The organism is Phyllobacterium sp. SYP-B3895, assembly GCF_009647635.1.
Classification (GTDB): domain Bacteria; phylum Pseudomonadota; class Alphaproteobacteria; order Rhizobiales; family Rhizobiaceae; genus Phyllobacterium; species Phyllobacterium pellucidum.
Window position 1 is genome coordinate 421770 of the sequence record NZ_WJIG01000003.1, and the last position, 26129, is coordinate 447898.

Genomic DNA, 26129 nt, shown 5'->3' on the forward strand with positions numbered 1-26129 from the left:
CTCGTACCGAGGAAAAGACATGACATCGCATACCCAAGCGGAGCTTGAGGCTCGCTTTGCCCTTGCCAAGACAATGGCCGCAGAGGCCGGAGCAAAGGCTCTTGCCTACTTCAATGCGCGGGAACGGCTCGTGATCGAGACCAAGGCCGATCCGCATGACGTTGTTTCGATCGCCGATCGCGAGGTGGAAGATCTCATCCGCGAAAAAATCGCCGCCGCATTTCCTCAGGATGCGATCCTCGGCGAGGAACATGGCCTGAGCGCGGGAGCCTCCGGTTTCACCTGGGTCGTCGATCCGATCGACGGCACGAGCCCGTTCGTCAACGGCATGCCGACCTGGTGCGTCTCGATAGCCGTCCTTGCAGGAGAAGAAATCACGATAGGCGTCATTCATGTCCCATGCAACGACGAATTATACGCTGCGGCTCAAGGGCTCGGCGCTACCCTCAACGGCCGACCGTTGAAACTCGGCTCTGACCGGACCGTCCGCAATGCAGTGACGGGCATCGGAGCCAACAGTCATGTCGCGCCAGCAGCGCTGGCGGGGATCGTGGAGCGGCTGCTTGATGCCGGGGGAAACTTCATCCGCAACGGTTCGGGGGCGCTGATGCTCGCCTATGTCGCGGCCGGGCGCCTTGTCGGCTACTATGAGCCCTATATGCATGCGTGGGATTGCATGGCCGGCTATTGCCTCGTCAAGGAGGCTGGGGGCTGGCATCACCCGTTCCCGGTTCAAGGCGAAGCGTTGACCAAGGGATCGCCGGTGCTTGCCGCCGCCGAGGGTGCCGTGGACGACCTGCGGGCAATCGCCGGGCTTTAGCCCTCGCTCAAAACCGGGCGGGTCACTGCAACTCATACGCGAATTCCGCCGAGATCGATTGCAACGATTTTGACACTAATGGATCCTATGCTGCACCCGGTCGATATTACCGCCGGGTCGTTGATGGTGCTTCGCTGAACAGGACGAGAAATTCTGGTTCTCCAACTTGCCACAACAAGCACGATCATTGACTTATCCGAGCGAATAACATCGACTAAAGTTTGAAGCTGTAGAGTTGCGTTTTTAAAGCTGGATAGTCATGACAGTCGTGCGGAATCTTTTGTGGGCGCCAACAATTGGCTTGTCCTGGCTATGGGGTCTGGGGTTCTTTTATTCGATCCACGTGACCCTCACTTATGGCTGGCTCGGATTCTTCGGCTTTGCCATCTCCAATGTCGCGGGCCTTTGGCTGTTCGGCTTTATCCTGGGGCGCACCAAGCGCTCGCCTGACCAGATCATGAAGGACATAGAGGGCCGCTACGCGGGCGTGTTCCTGCTGTTCCAGATGGCGGCGCTCGTCGTCACCATTTTCGGGTTCGTGGCCTATCTCTGGCAGCCGATCGTCGGCGAAGGCTCGTCGATCGGTGTTGCGATGCTCCTGCTCTTTGCCTGCGCCATCGGCCATGCACTGACGCTGCAGCAGATCAAACTCTTGCACATCGTCTATACGGTTGTCGGCGTTTCCGCTGGGATCGTTCTTCTCATTGGCCTGCGTGAAACCTCCACCTATCCCGGCGTGCCGCTTGCCCAGTTCGACAGCCGCTTTTACGGCCTGGTCCTGCCCACGATCATTGGCTTCCTGCTGGGGCCCTGGCTCGATATCCAACATTGGCAGCGCGCAGTCACAATCAAACGTGAAGGCGGGAATGTCGGCCTCGCCTATGGCGTCGGCGCGCTCATATTCTTCGGCTTTCTGTTTCTGAACGCCTTGACGGCATCCGCAGTCGGTCCGATCGGCAGCATTCTTTCTATCGACGGCTTGCCGAGTGCGCAGGGCGCGGTATCGGCAGCGACGGTCCTCGCCGCCGAAAACGGCCAGTCCTATCTCGCCATAGCCTTTGTCATCTGGACGACGATCGCTCTCGCCTCGACTGTCGACAGCTACTACTGCGCGACGGCATGGTTCTTGAAAGGCAAGAACATGCGCAGCAACAGTCCATTGCTGGCCCTAATCCCCGACGGGATTGCTTCGTCGCCGCTCTGGCTGTTGATCGGTGCTGTCTGGGTTGCCTTTACGGCCGTACCCGCGAACTTCTCGCTGATGTATTTCATGATGCCCTTCGCCACGCTTTTCGTGAGCGCCGCAGCAAATCTCGCCTGTGAGGCATTGGGCGCGAAGCCGAAGTTTGATCCGGTTCTGAGCTTTCTGATCGGCTGCGGATCGGCGGTTATCTTCGTCATCGGTTATGTCCAGCCGATACCGGAATTCCTGGCCCTTTCGCCGTTGATCGGCTTGATCGGCGCGCTTCCCGTCATCATCGAAATATTCGGTCCGGCCTCGAAGGCCATACCTGTTGAGATTGTCGACCAGCCAATCCGCATGATGTCACCGTCACCGATTGGCGCGCCTGTCGCCCAGGGCGATGAGATGTCGCCTTCGCATGGGTTCGACGGCGAATGGTTCGTCATGCAGCTCATTCCCACCTATGACGATACGAATTCGGTCGGCAACGTCTACTTCGCCAACTATGTGCGCTGGGTTGGCAAGGCCCGCGAACTTTTCTTCAATGTTTGCATGCCGGATTTCGACCTGGCGACGACACGCTTCTATATCCTGACGCGCTCGTTCACTCATGATTACCGGCGTGAATCGAAGGAGTTCGAGCAGATCAGCGTGCGCATCAAGATCGCCAGACACAATCGCAAGTTCGTCACGCTCGAACATGAGATCCACAGCGCAACACAGGGCCTGCTCGGCCATGGCGAGCAATCGCTGATGTTCGTCGATCGGGAAAACTACAGCCCGCTGGATATTCCCGGCGAAGTGATCAAGGGTTTCCTTGCCTATTGGCCGAAAGACTCGCGCCTGTCACCCAACCACCGGCCGAATATCGCGGACGTCAAGGCAAAGCGGCAAGCTTAGCGCCATCATCCCTGGTATTGCCCCCAGGGGTCCTACCGGCTTTGTTCGTTCCAATTGAGAGTGCGCAACGACCTTAGTGCCCGCATAGAGGCGTCGAGGGGTTGTCTCTATTCAACCGGGGAAGGGGCCGATCTCGGCCCTTCTGGTTTCCGATTGGCGGCTGTTTCGGATGCGCGAACATCGGCTTTGCTGCCTTCCGCGTGGATTGTCTCGCCATTCGGGAAACAGAATTGTTTCTATTTGAACAGGGAATGCTCAGCGGGAAGCTCAACGATCACGTCGCTCAGCTTGCGACCTGGTAGCGCTCGCTGTCGAACGTCAGAAGCTCGAAGGTCTTCTCCACCGGCTCGGCGGGGCTGAAGAGGAAGCCCTGTACCTGATCGCAGCCTTCCTTTTGAAGGCAGGCGAGCTGCTCGCGGGTTTCGACGCCCTCAGCGGTTATCTTCATGCCCATGCTGGCGCCAAGGCCCATCACCGCCCGGATGATGGCAAGACTTCCGCGATTGTGCGGCAGGTCGCGCACGAAGGACTGGTCGATCTTGATCTTGTCGAACGGCATCTTGCGCAGATAGCTCAAGCTGGAATAGCCGGTACCGAAATCGTCGAGCGCTATGCTGACGCCCATGGCGCGGAACTGGCGCAGCAGCGAGATCGCGGCGACATTTGCTTCGAGGAAGACCGATTCCGTAATTTCGAGCTCAAGACGGTTCGGCTTGAGGTTGTTCTTGCTGAGCGCGTCGCGAACGATCGAGGCGAGATCGGAATGGCGAAACTGGATCGCTGAAATATTGACGGCCACGTGGATGTCCTGCGGCCAACCGGCGGCGATGCGGCACGCTTCCTGGATGATCCATTCGCCAAGCGGGATGATATTGCCGGATTCTTCGGCGATCGGAATGAAGATCGTTGGCGAGATAAAGCCATGAACCGGGTGCTTCCAGCGCAACAGCGTCTCGAAGCCGACTGTCTTCAGCGTCTGTGCCGAAACGATGGGCTGGAAATGCAGGATGAACTCCTGGCGGGCCAGCGCCCCGCGCAAATCCATGGCCAGAGCGCGTTTTGCCTCGATGCGCGCATCCATCTCGACTTCGTAAAAGCGGTAGCTGTTGCGGCCCTCGTTCTTGGTGCGATAGAGCGCAAGGTCAGCGCAACGCATGATGTCGTTGACGCTGTCGGTCGGCGCTATGGCGATACCGATGCTGATGTGAATGTTGATCTGGATGCCATCGATCCAGAAGGGCTGGGAGATGCTCTGCACCAATTGTTCGGCAAGTTCAGTCGCCGCTGCCTGATCCGCTCCGCGCGCGAGCAGCGCGAATTCATCGCCGGAAAGGCGTGCCACCGTGTAGGTGGCTGGTGAGGTGCCCCGCAGCCGGTCAGCCACCTGTTTGAGCAACTGGTCGCCAATGCCGTGACCGAAACTGTCATTGACGGTCTTGAACTCGTCGAGATCGATGCAGAATACGGCGAAGCTGCGCAGGCCTTTCTCGAGGTCCTTGGTCGCCTGGCCGAGCTGGTCGGTAAAGAGCGTGCGGTTCGGCAGGTCGGTCAGCACATCGTAGCGGGCAAGGTAGGAAAGTTGGTCATCGGACTGCTTGGCAGCCGTCACGTCGGAGCCAACGCCGCGGTAGCCGACAAATTTGCCGGCATTGTCGAATATGGCCTTGCCAGTCAGCGACCACCAGCGTGTCTCGCCGCGAATGTTGACCGGGAGAATATGGTTGCGGAATGTGGTGCGGTTTTCGATAGCCTGCCAGATGGACCCGACCTGCGTCGCTTCTTCCGCATGCGACTGGTCGACCTTGAAGAGTTGCGCGAACGGCATGCCCTGCAATTCCTTCGTCGTCTTGGCGGCGATCTGGGCAAGGCGGGGGGAGGTGTGCTGCAGCTTGAGGTCAGCATCCGTTTCCCAGATCCAGTCGCTGGCATTCTCTTCGAAATCGTAGAGCAGGAGGCTGATCACTTCCTTCTGCTGTTCAACCTTGATCTGATCCAGCGTGCGCATGACGATGAGGTTGCTCATGTGCACGATCGTGAACAGGATAAAAAGCGCGTAGAACGCGAGCAGGATTGCAATGAAAAGAAAGAAATCTTCGCCGGTCGAGGCGAGTGCGAAGAAGGATCCGGTGATGATCGTGCCGGAATAGGCGATTGCCGCAAGCGGCACGACCGCGACACCGATACCCGTGGCCATGAGACCGGCCGCAGTACAGGCAATCAACAGCCGGTGATATGGGTCGGCGTCGAGGAACAGCATAAGCGGTATGCTGGCGAGGCAAATACCGTAGAGCGCCGAGACGATAATAAGGTACTTGATGGCATCGAAGCCAAGCTCTTTCACCTTCGGCAGCTTGTACCATTGCGTGCACGCGAACAGAGAACCGACGGTCAACAGCGCCACCACCGTCGCGACACCGGCGAGATAGGGGCGGGGTCCGAGATTCCAGAAGACATAGGCAACGACAAATACCACGCACATCGCAACAAGCACTGTGAATGGCGCCAGTCGCAGGGCGACGTCCATCTGCTCGGCATAAACACGGCGTTTCACTGCCGGATTTATGGCGCCGCGCATTCCGAAGATCGATCGGATCGCGTCAACTGTGTGGAACTTGGACGACACGCAAAGCCCTCAAATACGTGAGTTCGTAATTCCCCATGTTAGATTTTTTACGTTCGGCATTCGTTAATGTACTTAGCATTTTTTTTAATAGTTACCAATGTCTTTATCGCCTCATAGTACATTTTCATTAAGATGATTTTTTCAAGTCGTGTATGATAAAATACGTGTTTCGGCTACTAAAGAGTACTATTTCATATTGATTTGGTATATCTATTAATTCTATAAGTATAATATTGTAGAGTGTTCCATTTGAATGAATTTGTATTTTCGATGCGCGCCGATGGGTGGCTGGCGTCGCGATAATAAGATACACAACTAGCCGTAAGCGTTCGCGTGTACTTCATTAATAATTGGTCATTTGATCGCTGATGAAGTTCGGCGGCGCCAAGGCCTGATAAATTATAGACCTTTGTTCGCGGAAATATCATTTTGTTCAGCGCGGGACGGAGAGAATGGCCCCCAGCAGTCCTGGAAAGGCGCTGTCCAGATCGCCTCGGCGCAGGGTATTCATGTGCGACGTTCCATCATTGCGGGTGTGAACGATGCCCGACTCCCGCAGCACCCGGAAATGGTGCGACATGCTGGATTTGGGGCGCCCGCCGTCAAGAGCCGCGCATGTCGCCTCACCCTCGCGCGCAAGTTGCCGCACTATGGAGAGGCGTACCGGGTCGCTCAGGGCATATAGAACTGACTCGACCTGCAATTCGGAAATGGATGGATGACGGAACTGTCTCATGGCCGATAAAATAGCACAAAATTTTGTGTATTGCTATTGTTCGAATATTATCGAACTATCAAAGAAATTCGGCAAGCCAGATTGGAGAATGATACATGGCATCGCTTTTTGACCCGTTCACCCTCAAGGACGTCACGCTGCGCAATCGCATCGCTGCATCGCCCATGTGCCAGTATTCCGCCAATGACGGTCTCGTCAACGATTGGCACAGCGTGCATCTCGGGTCGCTCGCGCGCGGTGGCGCGGGTCTCGTTGTGGTCGAGGCAACCGGCGTCTCGCCTGAAGGGCGGATCACCCCGAATTGCGTGGGTCTGTGGAACGACGAACAAGCCGCTGCCCTCGCACCGAATGTGCAGTTGATCAAGGATGCTGGTGCGGTTCCGGGAATCCAGATCGGTCATGCAGGGCGCAAGGCCAGTGCGAACCGGCCCTGGGAAGGTGACGACCATATCCCGGCCGGCGATCCGCGTGGCTGGGAAACAATCGCGCCATCACCGATCGCCTATGGCGGAGGCCTCAGCAAGGTTCCGCATGAAATGACCAAAGCCGATATCGAACGCGTCAAGCAGGCATTCGTCGATAGCGCAAAACGCGCGTTGGCCAGCGGCTTTCAATGGCTGGTGCTGCACTTCGCCCACGGCTATCTGGCGCAGAGCTTTCTTTCCAGGCACTCGAACCAGCGCACCGACGAATATGGCGGCAGTTTTGAAAACCGCAGCCGCTTCCTGCTTGAGACACTGAAGTCAGTGCGCGCCGTCTGGCCGGAAAACCTGCCGCTTGCCGCTCGGCTCGGCGTCATCGAGTTTGACGGCAATGACGAGGAAACCCTGGGCGAGGCAATTGAGCTGATCAAGCAGATGAAGGCGGAAGGGCTCGATTTCATCGATGTCAGCATCGGCTTCTCCCTCGGCAAGGCGGATATTCCCTGGGGACCGGCGTTCCTCGGTCCGATTGCAGCGCGCGTGCGCCGCGAAACGGCTTTGCCGGCTTCGACCTCCTGGTACATCAGCACGCCGCAACAGGCCGAGGGGCTTGTGCGTGATGGTTCGGTCGATCTCGTAATGCTGGCGCGCCCATTGCTCGCCGATCCGCACTGGCCGTACAAGGCAGCGACGGAACTCGGCGTAGAGAAGCCTGCCTGGATTCTGCCAGCGCCTTATGCGCATTGGCTCAATCGCTATGGGGCGGCATAGGCGCGTTGCGCGCACTGCGACTAGATCCTGGGATGCTTGGAAACGCAGTGTCGTGAGCCAAGCTTCGGAGAGAGGAACGAGCTTTCGCCCGCCTCTCTTTCTGGAAGTTGAAACGAACCCGGATTGTGACTTGCCAGTCGGTCCGTGTTCTTTTCAATTCCAGAATGATGCCAACGGCGAAAACCACATCGATCACCTCCAGATTTGAGAGGAAGGCCGTTGCCACCGTCGGGGAGGCGGATCTCCCGACGCAACTGCTGGCTCCGTGCCTGCGAATTGAAAGCCGCAAGCTGTTCGATTGTTTTAGAATGCGAATCCTGAAACCTGCCAAAATATGAAACAGGCTTCGTGTCGCCTGAGGCGGCCTTTGCTTATGTTCGGGCACCGGCAAATGCCGCGCCATCTCATTCCAACCTGCCTGGTCGCTCAACCTGAAATGTTCATGCCCGTCTCCAACCTCTATCGAAAATTGCACATGGTCTGTATAGACGGTCGCAAACAGGCAACAGGGCGGGTGTGCGAGCACCGCAAATGAACATGGCAATTGTGAAAAACAGGGCTAAGGGCCCGGTTGCCGTGGCGGCAAATGATGAGCCAGCCACGCAGGCCACCAAACCGATGGTCGCATTCGAGCAGGTCTCCAAACGCTTCGCGGCCGGCCGCAGCAGCAACGAAGTGGTCGCGCTGGAAAATATTGACCTTGTCGTGCCACGCGGGTCGGTGACCGGAATCATCGGCCGTTCCGGAGCGGGCAAGTCGACCTTGATCCGCCTCGTCAACGGGCTGGAAAAGCCGACCACCGGCCGCGTGCTTGTCGACGGCGTGGATGTTGCCGGGTTAGGCGAGAAGGACCTGCGTTCCGTGCGCCGCGCCATCGGCATGATTTTCCAGCATTTCAATCTGCTGTCGTCGCGCACTGCCTTCGATAACATCGCTTTGCCGCTTGAAATCGCGGGTGTGGACAGGCAAGCCATTGAGAAGCGGGTGACGCCGCTCCTTGACCTCGTCGGACTCTCCGACAAGCGCGACCGTTATCCATCCGAACTTTCCGGCGGACAGAAGCAGCGCGTCGGCATTGCCAGAGCGCTTGCGACCGAGCCGAAGCTGTTGCTCTCCGACGAGGCCACCTCGGCGCTCGATCCGGAAACGACGCGCTCGATTCTCGACCTCCTGCGGAAGATCAACAAGGAACTCGGCCTGACCGTCCTGCTGATCACTCATGAGATGGAGGTCGTGAAGACGATTGCCGACCATGTCGCAGTGATCGACGGCGGCCGTATCGTCGAGTCAGGGCCGACATTCGACGTCTTTACCGGCCATACCCATGCAACGACCCGGGCACTCCTTGGCGGTCTTGCCGGCATGCGCCTGCCCGAATTTCTGACCAAGCGGATGTCGAGCGAACCGCATGATGGTTCGCGCACGATATTGCGCGTTATCTTCAAGGGCGAAAATGCCACCGAGCCGATGTTGGCGCGGCTCGGCAGCGATCTTGGCATCGAAGTCAACATTCTGGCTGGCGCCGTGGACGAAATCGCCGGGCGTCCGTTCGGCATGCTCGTCGTTTCGCTGCGTGCCGATGCGGCGAAGATCGCCGAGGCGCAGAAATTCCTTGCCGAACATGGCCTGGCTTCGGAGGTGGTTGGCTATGTCTCCTGATATCATCGCGCTTATCGTCAAGGCGACGGGCCAGACGCTCTACATGGTCGCGGTTGCCGCTCTCGTCGGCTCGTTGTTTGGCATTCCGCTCGGCGTGTTTCTGGCCACGAGCGGGCGCGGCGAACTCTTTCCTGCGCCCTCGGTCAACAAGGTGCTGGGCGCAATCGTCAACGCGACCCGCTCGACGCCGTTCATCATTCTCGTCGTTGCGATCATTCCGTTCACGCGCCTTGTGGCGGGAACATCCATCGGCACCAGCGCCGCGATCGTTCCCCTGACCACCGCGACGATCCCCTTTGTTGCCCGCCTCGTTGAGACGGCGATCCGCGAAGTCGATCCCGGACTGACGGAAGCTGCCCGCGCCATGGGCGCAAGTCCGATACAGATCGTATTCAAGGTTTTGCTGGCAGAAGCGCGCCCCGGTATCGCCTCGGCCTTGACGCTCACCATCGTCAGCCTGATCGGCTATTCGGCCATGGTCGGGGCAGTGGGCGGGGGCGGACTTGGCGATCTCGGCATCCGCTATGGCTACCAGCGTTTCATGCCCGATGTGATGGCCGTTGTCGTCGTGGTTCTCATCGTCCTCGTGCAACTCGTCCAAAGCGCCGGCGACAGGCTGGCGCGCCAGTTCGACAAGCGCACGCGTCCGCGCTGAGCTTGTTATTCTTCAAAAGACAGGAGTTAGAAATGTTGAAGAGATTTCTTGCCACCGCTGCTTTCGCGGCTGTTCTGGGTGCATCCAGCGCCTGGGCCGAAACGATCAAGATCGGCGTCACGCCGGGCGAGCACGCGCAGATCATGGAAAAGGTCAAGGAGATCGCCAAGCCGAAGGGCCTCGATATCGAAATTTTCGAGTTTTCCGACTATGTCGTGCCGAACCAGGCGCTGAACGACGGCGAGCTCGACGCCAATTCCTTCCAGCACAAGCCCTATCTCGACAATCAGATCGCCGATCGCAAGTTTGACATTGTCGATGTCGCATACACGGTCAATTTCCCGATGGGCGTTTATTCGAAGAAGGTCAAGAGCTTCGATGAACTTGCCGAAGGCGCGACGATCGCCATTCCGAACGATCCGACCAATGGCGGCCGGGCTCTGCTGATCCTCGCCGACAAGGGCGCGATCAAGCTGAAGGAAGGCGCCGGGCTGAAGGTTACCGTCAACGACATCGCCGAGAACCCGAAGAACTTCAAGTTCGTCGAACTCGACGCCGCGCAATTGCCGCGCTCGATCGACGATGTGGATGCTGCAGCCATCAACACCAATTACGCGCTGGAGGCTGGCCTCGATCCGATGAACGGCACCATTCTCAAGGAAGGTGAAAAGGCGCCTTACGTCAATCTGATCGCGGTTCGCACGGCCGACAAGGACAAGCCTTGGGTGAAGACGCTGATCGAGTCCTACCACTCCGATCCCGTCAAGCAGTTCATCCTCGACAAGTACAAGGGTGCAGCTGTTCCCAGCTGGTAATCTACCAAACAGAGGCATCTCCCAAAAGGAGGTGCCTCGCCTCAGATGCGCTTCCCCTTGGCGTCGAACAGGTGGAGCTTTTCCTTTGGGACGATCACCCGCAAATGATCGCCTGGCTCGACGACGGATCGCCCGGCCACGCGCACGACCACTTTGTCACCGCCTATATTGCCGTAGACATAGCTCTCCGCACCGACCGGCTCGACGCCGCGAACGGTCAGGTCCAATAGCAACCCGCCGATATGTTGCTGGCTTCCAGCCGCAACCTCGAGATCTTCCGGCCGGAAACCGATCTGCGCTCCCTCCGTTGGAATTGCGAGGCCCTCAGCGCCGATATGCGTGCCATCCTTCAGGAGAAGACCGGCACTGTTTGCGGTAACATGAACAAGGTTCATCGGCGGCGCACCGATGAAGCTCGCAACAAAGGTGCTCGCCGGTTTTTCATAGATGTCGAGCGGCGCCCCGATCTGCTCGACGACACCGCCATTCATCACGACGAGAATATCGGCGAGCGTCATCGCTTCGAGCTGGTCATGGGTGACATAAACGCTGGTCACGCCGAGTTGCCGCTGCAGGTTCTTGATCTCGACGCGCATCTGGCCACGCAGTTTCGCGTCGAGGTTGGAAAGCGGTTCGTCGAACAGGAACACTTTCGGATTGCGCACAATCGCGCGGCCCATGGCGACGCGCTGGCGCTGGCCACCGGAAAGTTCGCGCGGGCGGCGCTCAAGCAGATGCCCGAGTTCGAGCGTCTGCGCTGCTTCCCGCACGCGCTTGTCGATCTCACCCTTCGCCATGCCGCGATTGCGCAGGCCGTAGGCCATATTGTCGTAGACCTTCATGTGCGGATAAAGCGCGTAGTTCTGGAACACCATGGCGATGTCGCGTTCCGCGGGGCCAAGGTCGTTGACCACGGAATTTTCAATCTTGAGCACGCCTTCGGTGATCGTTTCGAGACCCGCGATCATCCGGAGCAAGGTCGATTTCCCGCAGCCTGACGGCCCGACCAGCACACAGAGCGCGCCGTCGTCGATTGCGATATTGATGCCTTTCACCGCCTCGACGCCGCCGCCATAGACCTTACGGATGTTGGTCAATTCCACGCTTGCCATTTCATTTCTCCGTTTCGACCAATCCGCGCACGAACCAGCGTTGCATCAGGACGACGACGAGGATCGGGGGGAGAATGGCGAGAATGCAGGTAACCATCACCAGATGCCATTCGGTGTCGGCGTCGGCGAAGGAGATCATCTTGCGCAGGCCGACGACGATGGTCGACATGTCGTTGCGATTTGTCATGAGCAGCGGCCAGAGGTACTGCGTCCAGCCGTAGATGAAAAGAATGACGAACAGCGCCGCAATGTTGGTTTTCGACAGCGGCAGCAGAATGTCCTTGAAGAATCGCCAAGGGCCGGCGCCATCAACGCGCGCCGCCTCGACGAGTTCGCTCGGAATGGTCATGAAGAACTGGCGAAACAGGAGCGTCGCGGTCGCCGAGGCCATGAGCGGCAAAGTAAGGCCCGTATAGGTATCGATGAGGCCAAGATCGACCATGACCTTGTAGGTCGGCAGGATGCGCACTTCGACCGGCAGCATCAGTGTGATGAAGATCAGCCAGAAAAAGAACATGCGGCCGGGAAAGCGGAAGAACACGATGGCATATGCCGAAAGCAGCGAGATGATGATCTTGCCGATGGCGATGCCAAGCGCCATGACCACCGTGTTCCAGAGGAGCCGGTCAACGCCGACGCCGCCGATGCGCCCGACACCGCCGAACAGCGCCGAAGAATAATTCTCCCAGAAATGGCCACCCGGCAGCAGCGAAAGCGGCGGCCTGATGATTTCCTGCAGCGTCTGCGTAGAGGCGACGAATGTGTAGTAGATCGGAAAAGCGACGACGACGATCCCAAGAATGAGAACGAAGTGTGCAATCAGCCGGCCGATTGGGTTGTTCTGGATCATGGTCACCTCAGCCGTAATGGACTTTGCGTTCAACATAGCGGAACTGGATTGCCGTCAGGGCGATCACGATGATCATGAGGATCACCGACTGCGCCGCCGAATCGCCGAGGATGAGATTGACGAAGCCGTCATTGTAAACCTTGTAGACGAGCGTCTCGGTTGCCTTGCCCGGACCGCCGCCGGTCACGGCGTGAATGATGCCGAACGTGTCGAAGAAGGCGTAGACCGTGTTGACGACGAGAAGAAAGAACGTCGTTGGGGCAAGGAGCGGAAAGACGATGGTCCAGAACCGCTTGTTCTCACCGGCACCGTCGATGGCGGCAGCCTCAATCAGCGATTTTGGAATAGATTGCAGCCCGGCAACGAAGAACAGGAAATTGTAGCTGATCTGCTTCCATGCCGCGGCGGAAACAACCAGAACCATCGCCTGGTTGCCGTTGAGCAGCGGGTCCCAGTTATAGCCGGCGGAACGGGCGAGATAGGCGAGCGTCCCCATCGATGGATTAAACAGGAACAGCCACAACATGCCCGCGATGGCGGGCGCAACGGCGTAGGGCCAGATGAGCAGCGTGCGGTAGATGTTCTTGCCGCGGATGACCTTGTCGGCCATGACGGCGAGAAGCAACGCGATCGTCATGGCGATCAGCGTCGTCGCGACCGAAAAGACGATCGTGACCTGCAGCGAATTCAGATAGTTGGGATCGCTGATGACCCGCCTGAAATTGCCAAGGCCGACGAATTGTGTCGACAGGCCGAAGGGGTCTTCGCGCAGGACGGACTGATAGATCGCCTGCGATGCCGGCCAGTAGAAAAAGATGAGCGTGATGGCAAGCTGGGGCGCCAGCAGCAAATAGGGCAGGAGCTTGTTGGGAAACGTCACGTTGTTGGACGATGCCATGAATGCCTCACATTAAAGGAAATCCCGGCCGCAAGGGCTTGCGGCCGGGTTTCAGACGGAAGGGCTTATTGGCCGAGCGCCTGCTTGATCGCTGCATTGCCGCGCTTGACGGCATTGTCGAGCGCCCGCTGCGCCGTCTGTTTGCCGGCTAGCATGTTCTCGAACTCTTCATTCTCGATATCGCGTACCTGTGGCAGGTTGACGAGGCGCACGCCTTTGGAATTTTCCGTAGGAGCCTTGCCCAGCATCTGCTTGATCGGGATCTCGCGGGCCGGGTTCTTGTCGTAGAAACCGGATTTCTTGGTTGCCTCATAGGCTGCCATCGTCACGGGCAGGTAGCCCGAGACCTGATGCAGGCGAGCCTGGATATCGGTCTTCGACAGGAAATTGAAGAACGCAGCCACGCCCTTGTACTGCTCGTCCGACTTGCCGGCGAAGACCCAAAGCGAGGCGCCGCCCGGAATCGTGTTCTGCGGCGCACCTTGCGCACCTGCCTCGTAGGGAAGCTGGCCGGTGCCGAAATTGAGGCCGGATTTCACGACGTCGCCAAGGCCGCCTGACGATTCAGTGAAGATGGCGCATTCGCCCGAGGTGAACAGCTGTTTTGCCTCGGAGGTACGACCGCCATATCGGAAGGTGCCATCCTTGGCGAGGTCGGCAATCTCCTGGAAGTGCTTGACGAAGGTCGGCGCGTTTATCTTCAACTCGACATCGGTGGCAGCGATGCCGTTTTCGTTGGTGCCCCACTGCAGATTGTTCCAGGCCGCGTAATTTTCGGTCTGGATCCATGTGAGCCAGGTCGAGGTGAAGCCGCAAGACGCTGCACCGCTGGACTTGATCTTCTTGGCGGCGTCCCACACTTCAGTCCAGGTTTTTGGCGGATTGTTCTCATCGAGGCCAGCCTTCTTGAAGGCGTCCTTGTTGTAGTAAAGGATCGGCGAGGAGCTGTTGTAGGGGAAGGACAGCATGGTGCCGTCAGGCTTGGAATAATAGGCGACGATGCCCGGCAGATAGAGGCTCTTGTCGAATTTAGAGCCGCCCATGGAAAGGATGTCAGCTACCGGCTTGACCGCGCCTTCCGCGCCCATCATCACGCCAGTACCGGCGTCAAATACTTGAAGAATGTCCGGGGCCTGCTTGGCCCGGAATGCGGCGATGCCGGCATTCAATGCTTCCGGGTAGGTTCCCTTGAAAACCGGAACAACCTTGTAGTCGCCCTGGCTCGCGTTGAATTCCTTAGCCAGCGTCTCGACAACTTCATTGTTGGCGCCGGTCATTGCATGCCACCAGCTGATTTCGGTGACGGCGAAGGATGCGGTGGAGGAGGCAAGGACAAGGCCAAATGCAAGGCTCAACGAGGTAATACGATAGGTCATATCAATCTCCCATGGATGAAGGCGTCATCTATAGTGCGCTTGATGCCAGTATCTCTATTATGTGACAAACAGACAACAGTAATGTGCCTTGTCTGGTTCCGCCTGTGGAAAAAATGCGCAGCTGTTCATTCGCTGGGACAGTCGAGGCTGCGGGGCGGTCCCGGGATCGCGGCGCACCTGCCCATGATTTTATTTGCCGGCTATGGTCAGACCAGTGTGACGCCGGCCTTGCGCATTTCACCGAGCATGGCGGCCAGCGAACCGCCTAGATTGATGCCGCGGCAGGCATCGAGAAGAACATCGGCGGCAAAGCCGTGCTCCACGGCGTCGAGCGCGGAATAGGCCACGCAGTAATCCGTGGCAAGTCCGGCAAAGGTCACATTGGTGATCCCCCGGTCACGCAAATAGCCGGCGAGGCCAGTTGGGGTCTGGCGATCATTCTCGTAAAAGGCCGAGTAGCTGTCGATGTGATGGCGGAAACCCTTGCGGATGACGAGTTCGGCCTTGGTCCATTCCAGCTCGGCATGAAACTCGGCCCCGACGCTGCCCTGGATGCAGTGATCGGGCCACAGCGTCTGACTGCCGTAAAACATCGGGATCGTCTCGAAAGGTGCCTTCCCCGGATGGGTCGAAGCGAAACTCGAGTGACCGCCGGGATGCCAGTCCTGCGTCAGGATGACGTGGTCGAAGCGCATGATCAGCTTGTTGATGATCGGAATGATCTCGTGGCCACCTTCTACGGCAAGGGCGCCGCCGGGGCAAAAATCATTCTGAACATCAACGACGATCAACGCGTCCTTGGCCATATCCATCTCCAATGTCTCGTGAAGAATTCAAGTATGACCAATCGGCGAGCCGCGTCAACGCGCGTAATGCAGATCGCCGTCGATCCATACCTGATTGACGTCGAGCCGATCGTCAAGATGCACGATGTTGGCGATGTAACCGGGCAGAAGGCGACCGTAATGATGGTCGATGCGCAGGCTCTCCGCCGGATAGAGCGAGGCCATCCGCAAGGCTTCTTCCAGTGGCAGACCCAGCTCGCCATGCACGAAACGCACCGCTGAGATCATATCGAGGTCGGCGCCCGCAAGCGTTCCGTCGTCGAGTGTCAGCCGTCCGCCGGCGCGGGTTATCCGGCGCCCGTTCAGCGTGAACGAGGTGATGTCGGTGCCGATGGTCGACATGGCGTCGGTGACGAGGAAAATGCGCGACGGCCCTTGCTTGGCTCTGATGGCAATTGCCATCGATGCCCTGTCGACGTGGAACCCGTCGGCGATAAGACCGGCGGAAAGCTCGCCCGACTGCAACACAGCACCGACGACCCCGGGACTGCGATGGCCAAGCTGGCTCATGGCGTTGAACAAATGTGTCGCCATGGTCGCGCCGGCTTCCGTGGCGGCGAGGGCGACTTCGTAGGACGCGCCGCTATGGCCGAGGCTGACAATGACGCCGGCATCGGTCAAAGCCTTGATCTTGTCGGCGGGTACCGTCTCAGGCGCCACCGTGGTCAGGAGCACAGGCAATTGTTGTGCTGCCTCGATAAGCGCGACAAGGTCGGCATCCTCCATGGGCCGGATGAGCTTCGGGTCGTGCGTCCCCTTGTGGGATACCGAAAGGTGGGGCCCTTCGATATGAAGTCCGATAAAGCCCGTCACCTTGTCGAGCGCGGCAGCCTTGCCGGCATTCAGCGCCGCCGCGGTGATTTCGGGCGTGTCGGTAATCAGCGTCGGCAGCAGGGCAGTCGTCCCGAAGGCGAAATGCGCATCGCAGATCGTCCGGATGACGTCGACACTCGGACCGTCGTTGAGAAGGACGCCGCCGCCGCCATTGACCTGGATATCGATAAACCCGGGCACCAGCTTGCCGCCGCCGAGTTCGACACGGCGGATATCGTCCGGCAGGGCGGCGCCGGAAATGCTCGAGACAACGCCCTTGTCGATGACGAGCGCCGCGTCGCTATGCCAGTTCGCGCCGTCGAAGATCTCGGCGCCCGTCAATGCGTAGGCGGTGCTCATATTGTTTCCGTCACCTTGCGCAGATGCGGTGGTTCGTCGGGATTGAGGCCGCGGCTGCGGGCAAATCCTTCCACGAAGGCATAGAACGAAACAAGCAGGGCGAGCGGATCGGTGAGTGGGTGCGATGTGGCGACGAAGGGCAGCGCAGTTGCCTTCGACGGCTTTGATGAGGTGAGGAACACCGCCGCGCCCTGCTCGGCGAGGCGGTCCGCCGCTTCAACAAGCGAATCTTCGGCAGCGTCGCGCGCCGCCAGAACCAGCACGGGGAATCCCTTGCCGACAATGGCCTTCGGCCCGTGCATCACTTCCGCGCCGCTATAGGACTCGGCGTGGACGCCGCTCGTCTCCTTGAACTTCAATGCCACCTCGTTGGAGATAGCAAGGGAAGGCCCGCGGCCAAGCACGAACAGCGAGTTTTCGTCCTTGAGTGCACCGGCAAAGGGCGACCAATCACATTCGACAGCCTTGGCCAGCGCCTCGGGCAGGGCATCGATAGCCGTGAGCAGCTTTTTGTCCTCGGTCCAGTGGCCGATGAGCGCCAGCCCGGCAACGGCGGAACTGACGAAGGACTTGGTCGCCGCCACGCTGCGCTCGGGACCTGCGAGAATATCGATGGGAAAATCGCTCGCATTGGCAAGGTCGGAATTGATGACGTTGGTGATTGCGATGGTAAGCGCGCCGCTCTCGCTTGCCGCGCGAGTCATGCTGACGATGTCCGGGCTCTTGCCCGATTGCGATATCGAGAGCGTCGCTGCTTCGGCGAGCTTCAGCGTCACGCCATAGATCGAGGCGACCGATGGCCCGAGCGAAGCGACGGGAACCCCGGCGGTCAACTCGCTCGAATATTTGAGAAACGAACAGACATGGTCCGACGAGCCGCGAGCAATCGAGGCGAGGAATGGCGGGTTCTTCTCGCGCAGCTTCGCGCCGGCAGCGGCAAGGGTTTCGCGGGAACTTTTGAGGAACCGTTCTGTCACCGCGGGAATGGAAAGGATTTCCTCCCGCATGAGGGTGGTCGTTTTGGTCGTCAAAGCACTGCTCCTGATATTTCGGAAGAGTCGCCAAGCTTCAGCTCGGCCACAAATTCATAGGCATCCGCACGGTAAATCGATCGGGTGAACTCGATGACCTTGCCCGATTCCAGATAGGATATGCGCTCTATATTCAGGCTGGCGGAGCCGGCCGGAACCTGGAGCAATGTAGCATCATTTTCCTTCAAGATGGCCGCAGAAATGCGCTGGATGGCGCGCACAGGGCGGTTGCCCCCCTCGGCCAGCACCGCATAGAGCGAAACTGTGACCAACTCGGGATTCGGCAGCACGTTGATGGACAGTGCAGCGCGTTCGATGGCCATGGGCGTGTCGTTGGCGACGCGCAGGCGGCTGATCCGCGCTACCTTTTCCCCCGAAGAAAGTCCGAGCGTGACCATCTCTTCGGGCGAGGGCGCATAGATACCGCGATCAAGCCAGGTAGAGCGCACCACCATGCCGCGCCGGGCCATGTCTTCTGTGAACGAGGTAAGGTGCGACAGCGATTGCTCGACACGGGCCGAGCGCGGTGCAACGAAGGTGCCCGAGCCATGCCGCTGCACGAGCAGGCCGCTATTGACGAGGCCCTGCACGGCCTTGCGCACCGTGACGCGTGAAATCTCGGCCATCGCCGCAAGCTCGCGCTCCGGCGGCAAGGCGTCGCCGGGCCGCAGCATGCCGTCGCGCACCGCATTCTCGATGAGCCGCTGCAGCTTTACATAAAGTGGGCCGCCGCTTGCCTGCTCGTTGAGCGAAGGAAGAATGTCAATCAGACCGTCAGCCATGCATATGCTCCACGCCTGCGCTGGAAAAGTGATGCACGGCGAGCTGGACCGCGCCCGTCAGGGGATCGTTGAGCGGCTCCTGCAGCCGGGCCTTGTAACGTGGTGAAAGCAGGGGGCCGTAGAGCGAGCCAAGCCCGCCGAGGAGGGAAAGGCGGCTCTCGTCAGATGGCATCACTGCGTCGAGACCTTCTTCGATGTTCCGGACTGAGCGCCCGATCAGCGCGACGGCAACCGGATCCTCCAGCGAAGCATATTCGAACAGCATCGGTGCAAATGTACCGAAATCGCCCGGGCTTGCAGAATGGGCGAACTGGACGATCTGGTGCGGATTGCCGCCAAAGCGCCGCATGACTGCGTCGGTCAAAGCCGATGAGGGGTGAAACCGGTCATAGGCAAGCAATGTCTCTTCCAGCAGGTCGCGCCCGAGGCGGGCGCCGCCGCCGAGATCGCTGACCTTGAAACCCCATCCGCCGGCAAAACGTATTTCTTCTCCCGATCGAGTGACATAGACCGAGCCGGTGCCAACAATGACCACCGTTCCGTCCGCATCGCCGAGCGCACCTTGCAGCGCAACGACGCCGTCGGAATAGACCACCGCGTTCTTGAAGGGGAGCATTGCCTGGAGCTGTGCGCCATTGCCGCCGACATTTGCACCGGCGAGCCCCAGGACAGCAGACGCAGAAGCGACAAGTGACGTGGACACTCCGGCCGCCGTGAAGGCAGCTTCGGTTGCGCCGAGTATATTAAGCCGAGCGGTGTTCATATCGGTCATGATATTGGCGGAACCACTTTTGCCCGTGGCCAGGATCCGGCCGCCCGCATCGGCCAGCGCCGCCCTGCAGCTCGTTCCACCACCATCGATTCCCACGAGATAATTCACGTTTCACCGTCCTCCACGAGTAGAATACCAATAAAATACCAATAGCCAAGTGTTAATTCGTGCATTTTGTACATTTCCAATATATCATTGAATAAATTGAACAAAAACCTCGAAAAACTTGAGTGAACAGAAATTTTTTAAGATTTGCTGGACAAGTGGTATTTTTTTGGCATTATTTATCACAACGAGGAGAGAGTGGTGGCAGTTTCCCGCACAGAGGAGCGCAATGAGAGGGCATTCGGGCTGGACGAACGTTCGCCGGAAGATGTTCTGCAATTGCTGCATGAAGCGCAAATCGAGGCGGCTGCCTCGGTATCGCAAGCGCTTGGCTCCATTGCCGAAGCCGCCACTCTGGCCGCTCATACGCTCGCATCGGGTGGTCGTCTGGCTTATGCCGCCGCCGGCAGTTCCGGGCTGATGGCGCTCGCGGATGCACTCGAAATCCCCGGGACCTACGGGATATCCCCTGAACGCATCGTCATCCTTATTGCCGGCGGCATTGCCAGCCTTGGTCGTCTTGCCGGTTCCTATGAAGACGATACCAGCCAGGCGACCGCGGACATCGCGGCCGCCGGACTTGGCGCCGGCGATTGCCTGATTGCAGTTTCGGCCAGCGGTACCACGCCCTATGCGCTCGCTGCCATCGGAGCTGGCAAACAGCGCGGGATGAGGGTCATTGCCATTGCCAACAATCCGGCCGTACCGCTGTTCGACAAGGCCGATATTGCGATCACGCTGGAGACCCCGCCGGAAATGGTTGCCGGATCGACGCGCATGGGCGCAGGCACGGCGCAGAAGATTGCGCTCAACCTTCTGTCGACCCTGATGGCGATCCATCTCGGCCATGTCCATGACGGCTATATGGTCAATCTTACAGCCGACAATCTCAAGCTGCGCGACCGCGCGGCCGCAATCGTCGCTGCGGTGGGGGGATGCGAACGCGGCGACGCGGTCAGGCTGCTTGAAGCGAGCGGCGGCTCCGTCAAGGCGGCAATTCTGCTCGCCGCCGGCGCGGAAAGCCCGCAAAAAGCATTGGAAATTCTCGAAAGCAATCAACAGAGGCTTCGCCCGTCGCTTTCGGAAATTGGTCGTAAAGACCTCAAGGAGAGCTTCGGCTCTCGTTAACGGCACAGCTCGCAAGGGGTGCAACAGGAGACTGAAATGGGAAGCACGACTTTAAAATCACTGCTTATGGCGACGAGCATCCTGGCTACGGCCGGTTTTGCCCACGCCGCAGACACCACGCTGACGATCGAAAGCTGGCGCACCGACGATCTTGCCATCTGGCAGGAGAAACTGATCCCGGCATTCGAAGCCAAGAACCCCGGCATCAAGGTCAAGTTCGCGCCAACTCCGCCGACGGAATATGACGCGGCTCTCGGTGCACGTTTCGATGCGGGCAGCGCCGGCGACATCATCACGTGCCGTCCGTTCGACAAGTCGCTCGAGCAGTTCAAGCGCGGAAACCTTACCAGCCTCAACGACCTCTCGGGCATGAAGAACTTCTCGGACGTCGCCAAGGCCGCATGGACCACCGATGACGGCAAGGACGCGTTCTGCGTGCCGATGGCTTCGGTTATCCATGGTTTCATCTACAACAAGGATGCCTTCGACAAGCTCGGCATTGCGATCCCGACCACCGAGGCAGAGTTCTTCGCCGCGCTCGACAAGATCAAGGCCGACGGTACCTATATCCCGATGGCCATGGGCACCAAGGACCTCTGGGAAGCAGCGACCATGGGCTACCAGAACATCGGACCGACCTACTGGAAGGGTGAGGAAGGCCGCGCCAAGCTGATCAAGGGCGAGGAAAAGCTGACCGATGCGGATTGGGTCGAGCCCTATAAGGTCCTCGCCAAGTGGAAGGACTATCTCGGCGACGGTTTTGAAGCCCAGACCTACCCTGACAGCCAGAACCTCTTCACGCTCGGCCGCGCTGCGATCTATCCGGCCGGCTCGTGGGAAATCGGCCTGTTCAACACGCAGGCCCAGTTCAAGATGGGGGCATTCCCGCCGCCGGTTAAGAACGCCGGCGATGCTTGCTACATCTCCGACCACAACGATATCGGTGTCGGCCTCAACGCCAAGAGCGCACATCCTGAAGAATCCAAGAAGTTCCTCGAATGGGTTGCTTCGCCGGAATTCGCTGAAATCTACGCCAATGCGCTGCCGGGCTTCTTCAGCCTCAACTCGACTGCGGTGAAGATGCAGGACCCGCTGGCGCAGGAATTTGTTTCCTGGCGCGAGAAGTGCAAGCCGACGATCCGCTCGACCTATCAGATCCTGTCGCGCGGCACGCCGAACCTCGAAAACGAAACCTGGGTTGAATCAGCCAACGTGATCAACGGCACAGATACGCCGGAAGCTGCCGCCAAGAAGCTGCAGGACGGTCTCGACAGCTGGTACAAGCCGGCCAAGTAAAACAAACCATAGCCGGAGCGTCCGTGAAGGAGGCTCCGGCTATTTCTTTATCGGAACATTGGGCGCTTCTTGCGCTATCATCCGTGTGAACGGCCGTCATGCGCCGCAAAAGTCATGACCAAGAATATCAGGGGACTCTGATTTAATGAGCACAGTCGAACAAGCAATCGTTGATCGGGGCGCCGACAGGCGGCCGCGGCGCTGGCACATTTTGGTGTTCCTGGCGCCGGCGGTGCTCGTCTATACCGCCATCATGATCCTGCCGCTCATCGAGACGCTGCGGCTGTCGCTCTTCAATGTGAAAGATGGTCAGAGCGTTTTCGTCGGTCTCGGCAATTTCAACGTGCTTTTCGGTGACCCGCGCTGGGCTGCCAGCTTCTGGAACGCGCTGCGCAACAATTTTGTCTTCTTCCTCATACACATGATCGTGCAAAATCCGATTGGCGTCGCCCTCGCGGCGCTGCTCTCGGTGCCGAAGCTGCGGTTCGGCGCTTTCTACCGCACGGCAATGTTCCTGCCGACGCTGCTCTCCTTCGTCATCGTCGGCTTTATCTGGAAGCTGATACTGTCGCCGATCTGGGGCGTATCGCCATTTCTCCTCGATCTCGTTGGTTTGAAGTCGATCTTCTCGCCCTGGCTCGGCAAGCCCGGCACGGCGCTTATCGCCGTCTCGCTGATCTCCGTCTGGCAATATGTCGGCATACCGATGATGCTGATCTACGCGGCGATGCTGAATATTCCCGATGAAGTTCTCGAAGCTGCGGAATGCGATGGCGTCACCGGCTGGAGCCAATTCTGGAAGATCAAGCTGCCGTTGATCCTGCCGTCAATCGGCATCATTTCGATCCTGACCTTCGTGGGCAATTTCAATGCTTTCGATCTCGTCTACACGGTTCAGGGCGCGCTGGCGGGTCCTGACGGTTCGACGGATATTCTGGGCACTCTACTTTACCGCACCTTCTTCGGCTTCCAGCTGCAGATCGGTGACAAATCCATGGGCGCGACGATTGCGACAGTGATGTTCCTGATCATCCTCACCGGCGTTTGTCTCTACCTCTTTGCCATCCAGCGGCGCATGCGCCGGTACCAGTTCTAAGCGAGGCACCAAAATGGCAAAACCAACCGCATCGCCACTTCGCACGGGCCTCGTCCATCTCGCACTCGGCGCCTATACGCTTATCGCGCTGTTTCCGGTGTTCCTTGTCGTCATCAACTCCTTCAAGGACCGGGCGTCGATCTTCCGCGACCCGCTTGCGATCCCGACACCGTCAACGTTCAGTCTCATCGGTTATAATACGGTGCTGACCCAGGGCGACTTCGTCCTCTATTTCCAGAACAGCTTCATCGTTACCGCCGTATCGATCTTCTTCGTGCTGCTCTTTGGCGCGATGGCGGCTTTCGCCCTTTCCGAGTATCGATTTAAGGGCAATACGCTTATGGGCCTCTACCTTGCCCTCGGAATCATGATCCCGATCCGCCTTGGAACGGTCGCGATCCTGCAGGGCATGGTCGCGGCGGGCCTCGTCAACACGCTGACAGCGCTCATTCTCGTCTATACGGCCCAGGGCCTGCCGCTTGCAGTGTTCATCCTCAACGAGTTCATGCGTACCGTCTCCGACGATCTGAAAAATGCCGGCCGTATCGATGGTCTTTCGGAGTATTCGATCTTCTTTCGCCTGGTGTTGCCGCTGGTTAAGCCCGCAATGGCAACCGTGGCCGTCTTCACGATGATCCCGATCTGGAACGATCTCTGGTTCCCGCTCATCCTAGCGCCGAGCGATGCGACGAAGACAGTCACGCTCGGATCGCAGGTGTTTATCGGCCAGTTCGTGACCAACTGGAACGCTGTTCTTGCCGCCCTTACGCTGGCGATCGTGCCGGTTCTCGTCCTCTATCTCATCTTCTCGCGGCAGCTGATCCGCGGCATCACGTCGGGAGCCGTTAAATGACGACAGAAAAGACTATCCGTGTGCTTGTTGCTGGCCTCGGCAATATGGGCCGCAGCCATGCGCTCGCCTATCACAACAATCCCGGCTTCGAGATCGTCGGTCTGGTGAACAGGTCTGTCGTGCCGCTGCCGGAGGAACTCGCTTCCTACACGATCCATCCGTCATTCGAAACTACGCTGGCCGACCTCAAGCCGGACCTCGTATCGATCAATACCTATTCCGACAGCCATGCCGACTATGCGGTTGCGGCCATGGCGGCAGGGGCCGACGTCTTTGTCGAAAAGCCGCTCGCGACAACGGTAGCTGATGCGGAAAGGGTCGTTGCAGCGGCGAAGCAATACGGCCGCAAGCTGGTGATCGGTTACATCCTGCGCCACCATCCGTCATGGATGCGATTGATCGGCGAGGCACGCAAGCTCGGCGGTCCCTACGTTTTTCGCATGAACCTCAACCAGCAATCGTCGGGCACGACATGGGAAACCCATAAGTCGCTGATGAAGACGACGTCGCCTATCGTCGATTGCGGCGTGCACTATCTCGACGTGATGCTGCAAATAACCGATGCAACGCCGACGGAGGTGCGCGGCATGGGCGTGCGGCTCTCCGATGAGATCGATGCCGGCATGTATAATTACGGCCATCTGCAAGTGCTGTTTGATGACAGGTCGGTGGGCTGGTACGAGGCCGGGTGGGGTCCGATGATGTCGGAGACGGCCTTCTTCGTGAAGGATGTGATATCGCCGAATGGCTGTGTTTCGATCGTCATGGACCAGAACGCGAAGTCCGACGATATCGACTCGCATACGAAGACTTCGACCATCAAGCTGCATTCGGCAAAGACCGGCAAGGACGGCCGCTTTGCCGCGCCCGACGAGCTTCTGAACATGGCCGGGGAACCCGGGCACCAGGAACTCTGCGATCTCGAGCAGGCCTTCGTGCTGAAAGCAATCCGCGAAAATCTCGACCTCGACCGGCACATGCGTGACGCCGTGCGCTCGCTGAGCGTCTGCCTTGCTGCGGATGAAAGCGTGCGGACCGGCAGGCCGGTAAAGCTATAATTTAGAATCAACGAACGGGAACAAGACATTGGGTTCTTTGAAGATTGAGAATATCCGCAAGTCGTTCGGCCAAGTCGACGTCCTTAAGGGCATCGACCTTGAGGTTGCGGACGGTGAGTTCGTCATATTTGTCGGCCCTTCGGGCTGCGGCAAGTCCACCTTGCTGCGGGTCATTGCCGGCCTCGAAGACGCGACCTCCGGCGATATTCTGATCGACGGCAAAAAGGTCAACAACACGCCGCCCGCCAAGCGCGGCATCGCCATGGTGTTCCAGACCTATGCGCTCTATCCGCACCTTTCGGTACGGGACAATATGGGCCTCGGGCTGAAGCAGGCAGGCAAGCCGGCCGAAGAGATCAAGGAACGTACCAAGATCGCGTCATCAATGCTGTCCCTCGACGACTATCTGGAGCGGCGCCCGGCAGAGCTTTCGGGCGGCCAGCGCCAGCGCGTCGCCATCGGCCGCGCGATCGTTCGCGAGCCGGAGCTCTTCCTCTTCGATGAGCCGCTTTCAAACCTTGATGCGGCGCTCCGGGTGAACACGCGCCTCGAAATCGCGCGCCTGCATCGCCAGCTCAAGGCGACCATGATCTATGTGACGCATGACCAGGTTGAGGCGATGACCCTCGCCGACAAGATCGTGGTCCTCAATAAGGGCAGGATCGAGCAGGTCGGCTCGCCGATGGAACTCTACAATGCGCCGCAGACGATTTTCGTTGCCGGCTTCATAGGTTCGCCGCAGATGAACCTTATCGATGCCACCAAACTCGGACAGAGCGGCGCCAGGACAATTGGCGTAAGGCCGGAACATATCGATGTCAGCAAGACATCCGGCGAATGGAAAGGCTCGGTCATCCATGTCGAGCATCTCGGCGCCGATACGATCATCTACCTTCAGACCGATTTCGGTCCGCTGACGGTACGCCTCTTCGGCGAGCACCAATATGAGGTCGACAGCACGTTGTTTGCGACGCCGATGCCGGGCCGCACCTATCGTTTCGACAAGGACGGGCAGGCTATCAAAGGCTGAGACGCCGGGCCGGGCTGCAATCCGAAAATTGCGCTGTGGGCGGTAGGGTTCACCAAATCCGCCCATGACATGGATGGGGTATTGCGCCATAGTCCGGCTCGCGCGGAATCACGCGCGAGTTGCAATACTTCAGGGCAGGA

Annotated in this window: 23 protein-coding genes; 12 read left to right on the forward strand and 11 right to left on the reverse strand. The window is 58.8% G+C overall.

The annotated features are described in order from the left end of the window. Positions 1-19 precede the first annotated feature (19 nt). Positions 20-820, forward strand: a complete 801-nt coding sequence (locus GF108_RS14600) for an inositol monophosphatase family protein (RefSeq protein ID WP_153668574.1) — start codon at positions 20-22, stop codon at positions 818-820. A 259-nt stretch (positions 821-1079) separates the two neighbouring features. Continuing rightward, positions 1080-2903, forward strand: a complete 1824-nt coding sequence (locus GF108_RS14605) for a thioesterase family protein (RefSeq protein ID WP_153668575.1) — start codon at positions 1080-1082, stop codon at positions 2901-2903. 283 nt (positions 2904-3186) lie between these two features. Here GF108_RS14605 and GF108_RS14610 read toward each other — a convergent pair whose 3' ends face one another. Then, on the reverse strand, positions 3187-5478 hold the full coding sequence (locus GF108_RS14610) for a bifunctional diguanylate cyclase/phosphodiesterase (RefSeq protein ID WP_051615021.1): 2292 nt from the start codon (positions 5476-5478) through the stop codon (positions 3187-3189). A 481-nt stretch (positions 5479-5959) separates the two neighbouring features. After that, positions 5960-6262: a helix-turn-helix transcriptional regulator gene (locus GF108_RS14615; protein WP_153668577.1), complete on the reverse strand. Its 303-nt coding sequence runs from the start codon at positions 6260-6262 to the stop codon at positions 5960-5962. 95 nt (positions 6263-6357) lie between these two features. Here GF108_RS14615 and GF108_RS14620 point away from each other — a divergent pair, with 95 nt between their 5' ends. From GF108_RS14620 to GF108_RS14635, 4 genes are all read left to right on the forward strand, one after another. Continuing rightward, a complete protein-coding gene (locus tag GF108_RS14620; RefSeq protein WP_153668579.1) occupies positions 6358-7455 on the forward strand; it encodes an NADH:flavin oxidoreductase/NADH oxidase in 1098 nt (365 codons plus the stop codon). A gap of 618 nt (positions 7456-8073) precedes the next feature. Beyond that, the gene (locus tag GF108_RS14625) at positions 8074-9114 is read left to right on the forward strand and encodes a methionine ABC transporter ATP-binding protein (protein ID WP_172982666.1); all 1041 of its coding nucleotides are present in this window, start codon (positions 8074-8076) and stop codon (positions 9112-9114) included. Next, positions 9104-9769 (forward strand): methionine ABC transporter permease, encoded by a 666-nt coding sequence (locus tag GF108_RS14630; RefSeq protein ID WP_153668583.1) that lies wholly within the window; start codon positions 9104-9106, stop codon positions 9767-9769. The genes GF108_RS14625 and GF108_RS14630 overlap by 11 nt, the downstream gene beginning before the upstream one ends. Positions 9770-9801: 32 nt before the next feature. Next, a complete protein-coding gene (locus GF108_RS14635; RefSeq protein WP_153668585.1) occupies positions 9802-10584 on the forward strand; it encodes a MetQ/NlpA family ABC transporter substrate-binding protein in 783 nt (260 codons plus the stop codon). A 41-nt stretch (positions 10585-10625) separates the two neighbouring features. Here the strand turns inward: GF108_RS14635 and GF108_RS14640 are convergent, their stop codons facing one another. The 9 genes from GF108_RS14640 to GF108_RS14680 form a co-directional block, all read right to left on the reverse strand. Then, positions 10626-11696 carry a sn-glycerol-3-phosphate import ATP-binding protein UgpC gene (locus GF108_RS14640; RefSeq protein WP_153668587.1) on the reverse strand — a complete coding sequence of 357 codons (1071 nt, stop codon included), beginning with the start codon at positions 11694-11696 and terminating at the stop codon, positions 10626-10628. A 1-nt stretch (position 11697) separates the two neighbouring features. After that, a complete protein-coding gene (gene ugpE, locus GF108_RS14645) occupies positions 11698-12546 on the reverse strand; it encodes a sn-glycerol-3-phosphate ABC transporter permease UgpE (RefSeq protein WP_153668589.1) in 849 nt (282 codons plus the stop codon). 7 nt (positions 12547-12553) lie between these two features. Then, positions 12554-13444 carry a sn-glycerol-3-phosphate ABC transporter permease UgpA gene (gene ugpA, locus GF108_RS14650; RefSeq protein WP_027231957.1) on the reverse strand — a complete coding sequence of 297 codons (891 nt, stop codon included), beginning with the start codon at positions 13442-13444 and terminating at the stop codon, positions 12554-12556. Positions 13445-13509: 65 nt separating this feature from the next. Continuing rightward, entirely contained in the window at positions 13510-14820 is a 1311-nt protein-coding gene (gene ugpB, locus GF108_RS14655; RefSeq protein WP_153668591.1) for a sn-glycerol-3-phosphate ABC transporter substrate-binding protein UgpB, read from the reverse strand. Positions 14821-15026: 206 nt separating this feature from the next. After that, entirely contained in the window at positions 15027-15626 is a 600-nt protein-coding gene (gene pncA, locus GF108_RS14660; RefSeq protein WP_153668592.1) for a bifunctional nicotinamidase/pyrazinamidase, read from the reverse strand. Positions 15627-15680: 54 nt separating this feature from the next. After that, a complete protein-coding gene (gene nagA / locus GF108_RS14665) occupies positions 15681-16838 on the reverse strand; it encodes an N-acetylglucosamine-6-phosphate deacetylase (protein ID WP_153668594.1) in 1158 nt (385 codons plus the stop codon). Further along, positions 16835-17845, reverse strand: a complete 1011-nt coding sequence (locus GF108_RS14670; protein WP_153669468.1) for an SIS domain-containing protein — start codon at positions 17843-17845, stop codon at positions 16835-16837. The genes nagA and GF108_RS14670 overlap by 4 nt, the downstream gene beginning before the upstream one ends. Before the next feature lie 20 nt (positions 17846-17865). Continuing rightward, positions 17866-18651, reverse strand: coding sequence for a GntR family transcriptional regulator (locus GF108_RS14675; protein ID WP_027231952.1), 786 nt, complete (start codon positions 18649-18651; stop codon positions 17866-17868). Continuing rightward, the gene (locus GF108_RS14680; RefSeq protein ID WP_370462176.1) at positions 18644-19531 is read right to left on the reverse strand and encodes a BadF/BadG/BcrA/BcrD ATPase family protein; all 888 of its coding nucleotides are present in this window, start codon (positions 19529-19531) and stop codon (positions 18644-18646) included. The genes GF108_RS14675 and GF108_RS14680 overlap by 8 nt, the downstream gene beginning before the upstream one ends. 198 nt (positions 19532-19729) lie before the next feature. Between GF108_RS14680 and GF108_RS14685 the strand changes: the two genes are divergently transcribed. The 6 genes from GF108_RS14685 to GF108_RS14710 all read left to right on the forward strand — a co-directional run bounded on the left by GF108_RS14685 (position 19730) and on the right by GF108_RS14710 (position 25989). After that, on the forward strand, positions 19730-20656 hold the full coding sequence (locus GF108_RS14685) for an N-acetylmuramic acid 6-phosphate etherase (RefSeq protein ID WP_370462177.1): 927 nt from the start codon (positions 19730-19732) through the stop codon (positions 20654-20656). A gap of 36 nt (positions 20657-20692) precedes the next feature. Beyond that, positions 20693-21952, forward strand: a complete 1260-nt coding sequence (locus tag GF108_RS14690) for an ABC transporter substrate-binding protein (RefSeq protein ID WP_153668596.1) — start codon at positions 20693-20695, stop codon at positions 21950-21952. Positions 21953-22097: 145 nt separating this feature from the next. After that, positions 22098-23048 carry a carbohydrate ABC transporter permease gene (locus GF108_RS14695; protein ID WP_036814461.1) on the forward strand — a complete coding sequence of 317 codons (951 nt, stop codon included), beginning with the start codon at positions 22098-22100 and terminating at the stop codon, positions 23046-23048. Between the two features lie 13 nt (positions 23049-23061). Further along, entirely contained in the window at positions 23062-23901 is an 840-nt protein-coding gene (locus GF108_RS14700; RefSeq protein ID WP_027231947.1) for a carbohydrate ABC transporter permease, read from the forward strand. Then, positions 23898-24959: a Gfo/Idh/MocA family protein gene (locus tag GF108_RS14705; RefSeq protein ID WP_153668598.1), complete on the forward strand. Its 1062-nt coding sequence runs from the start codon at positions 23898-23900 to the stop codon at positions 24957-24959. The genes GF108_RS14700 and GF108_RS14705 overlap by 4 nt, the downstream gene beginning before the upstream one ends. A 28-nt stretch (positions 24960-24987) precedes the next feature. After that, the gene (locus GF108_RS14710) at positions 24988-25989 is read left to right on the forward strand and encodes an ABC transporter ATP-binding protein (RefSeq protein ID WP_153668600.1); all 1002 of its coding nucleotides are present in this window, start codon (positions 24988-24990) and stop codon (positions 25987-25989) included. Positions 25990-26129 lie beyond the last annotated feature (140 nt).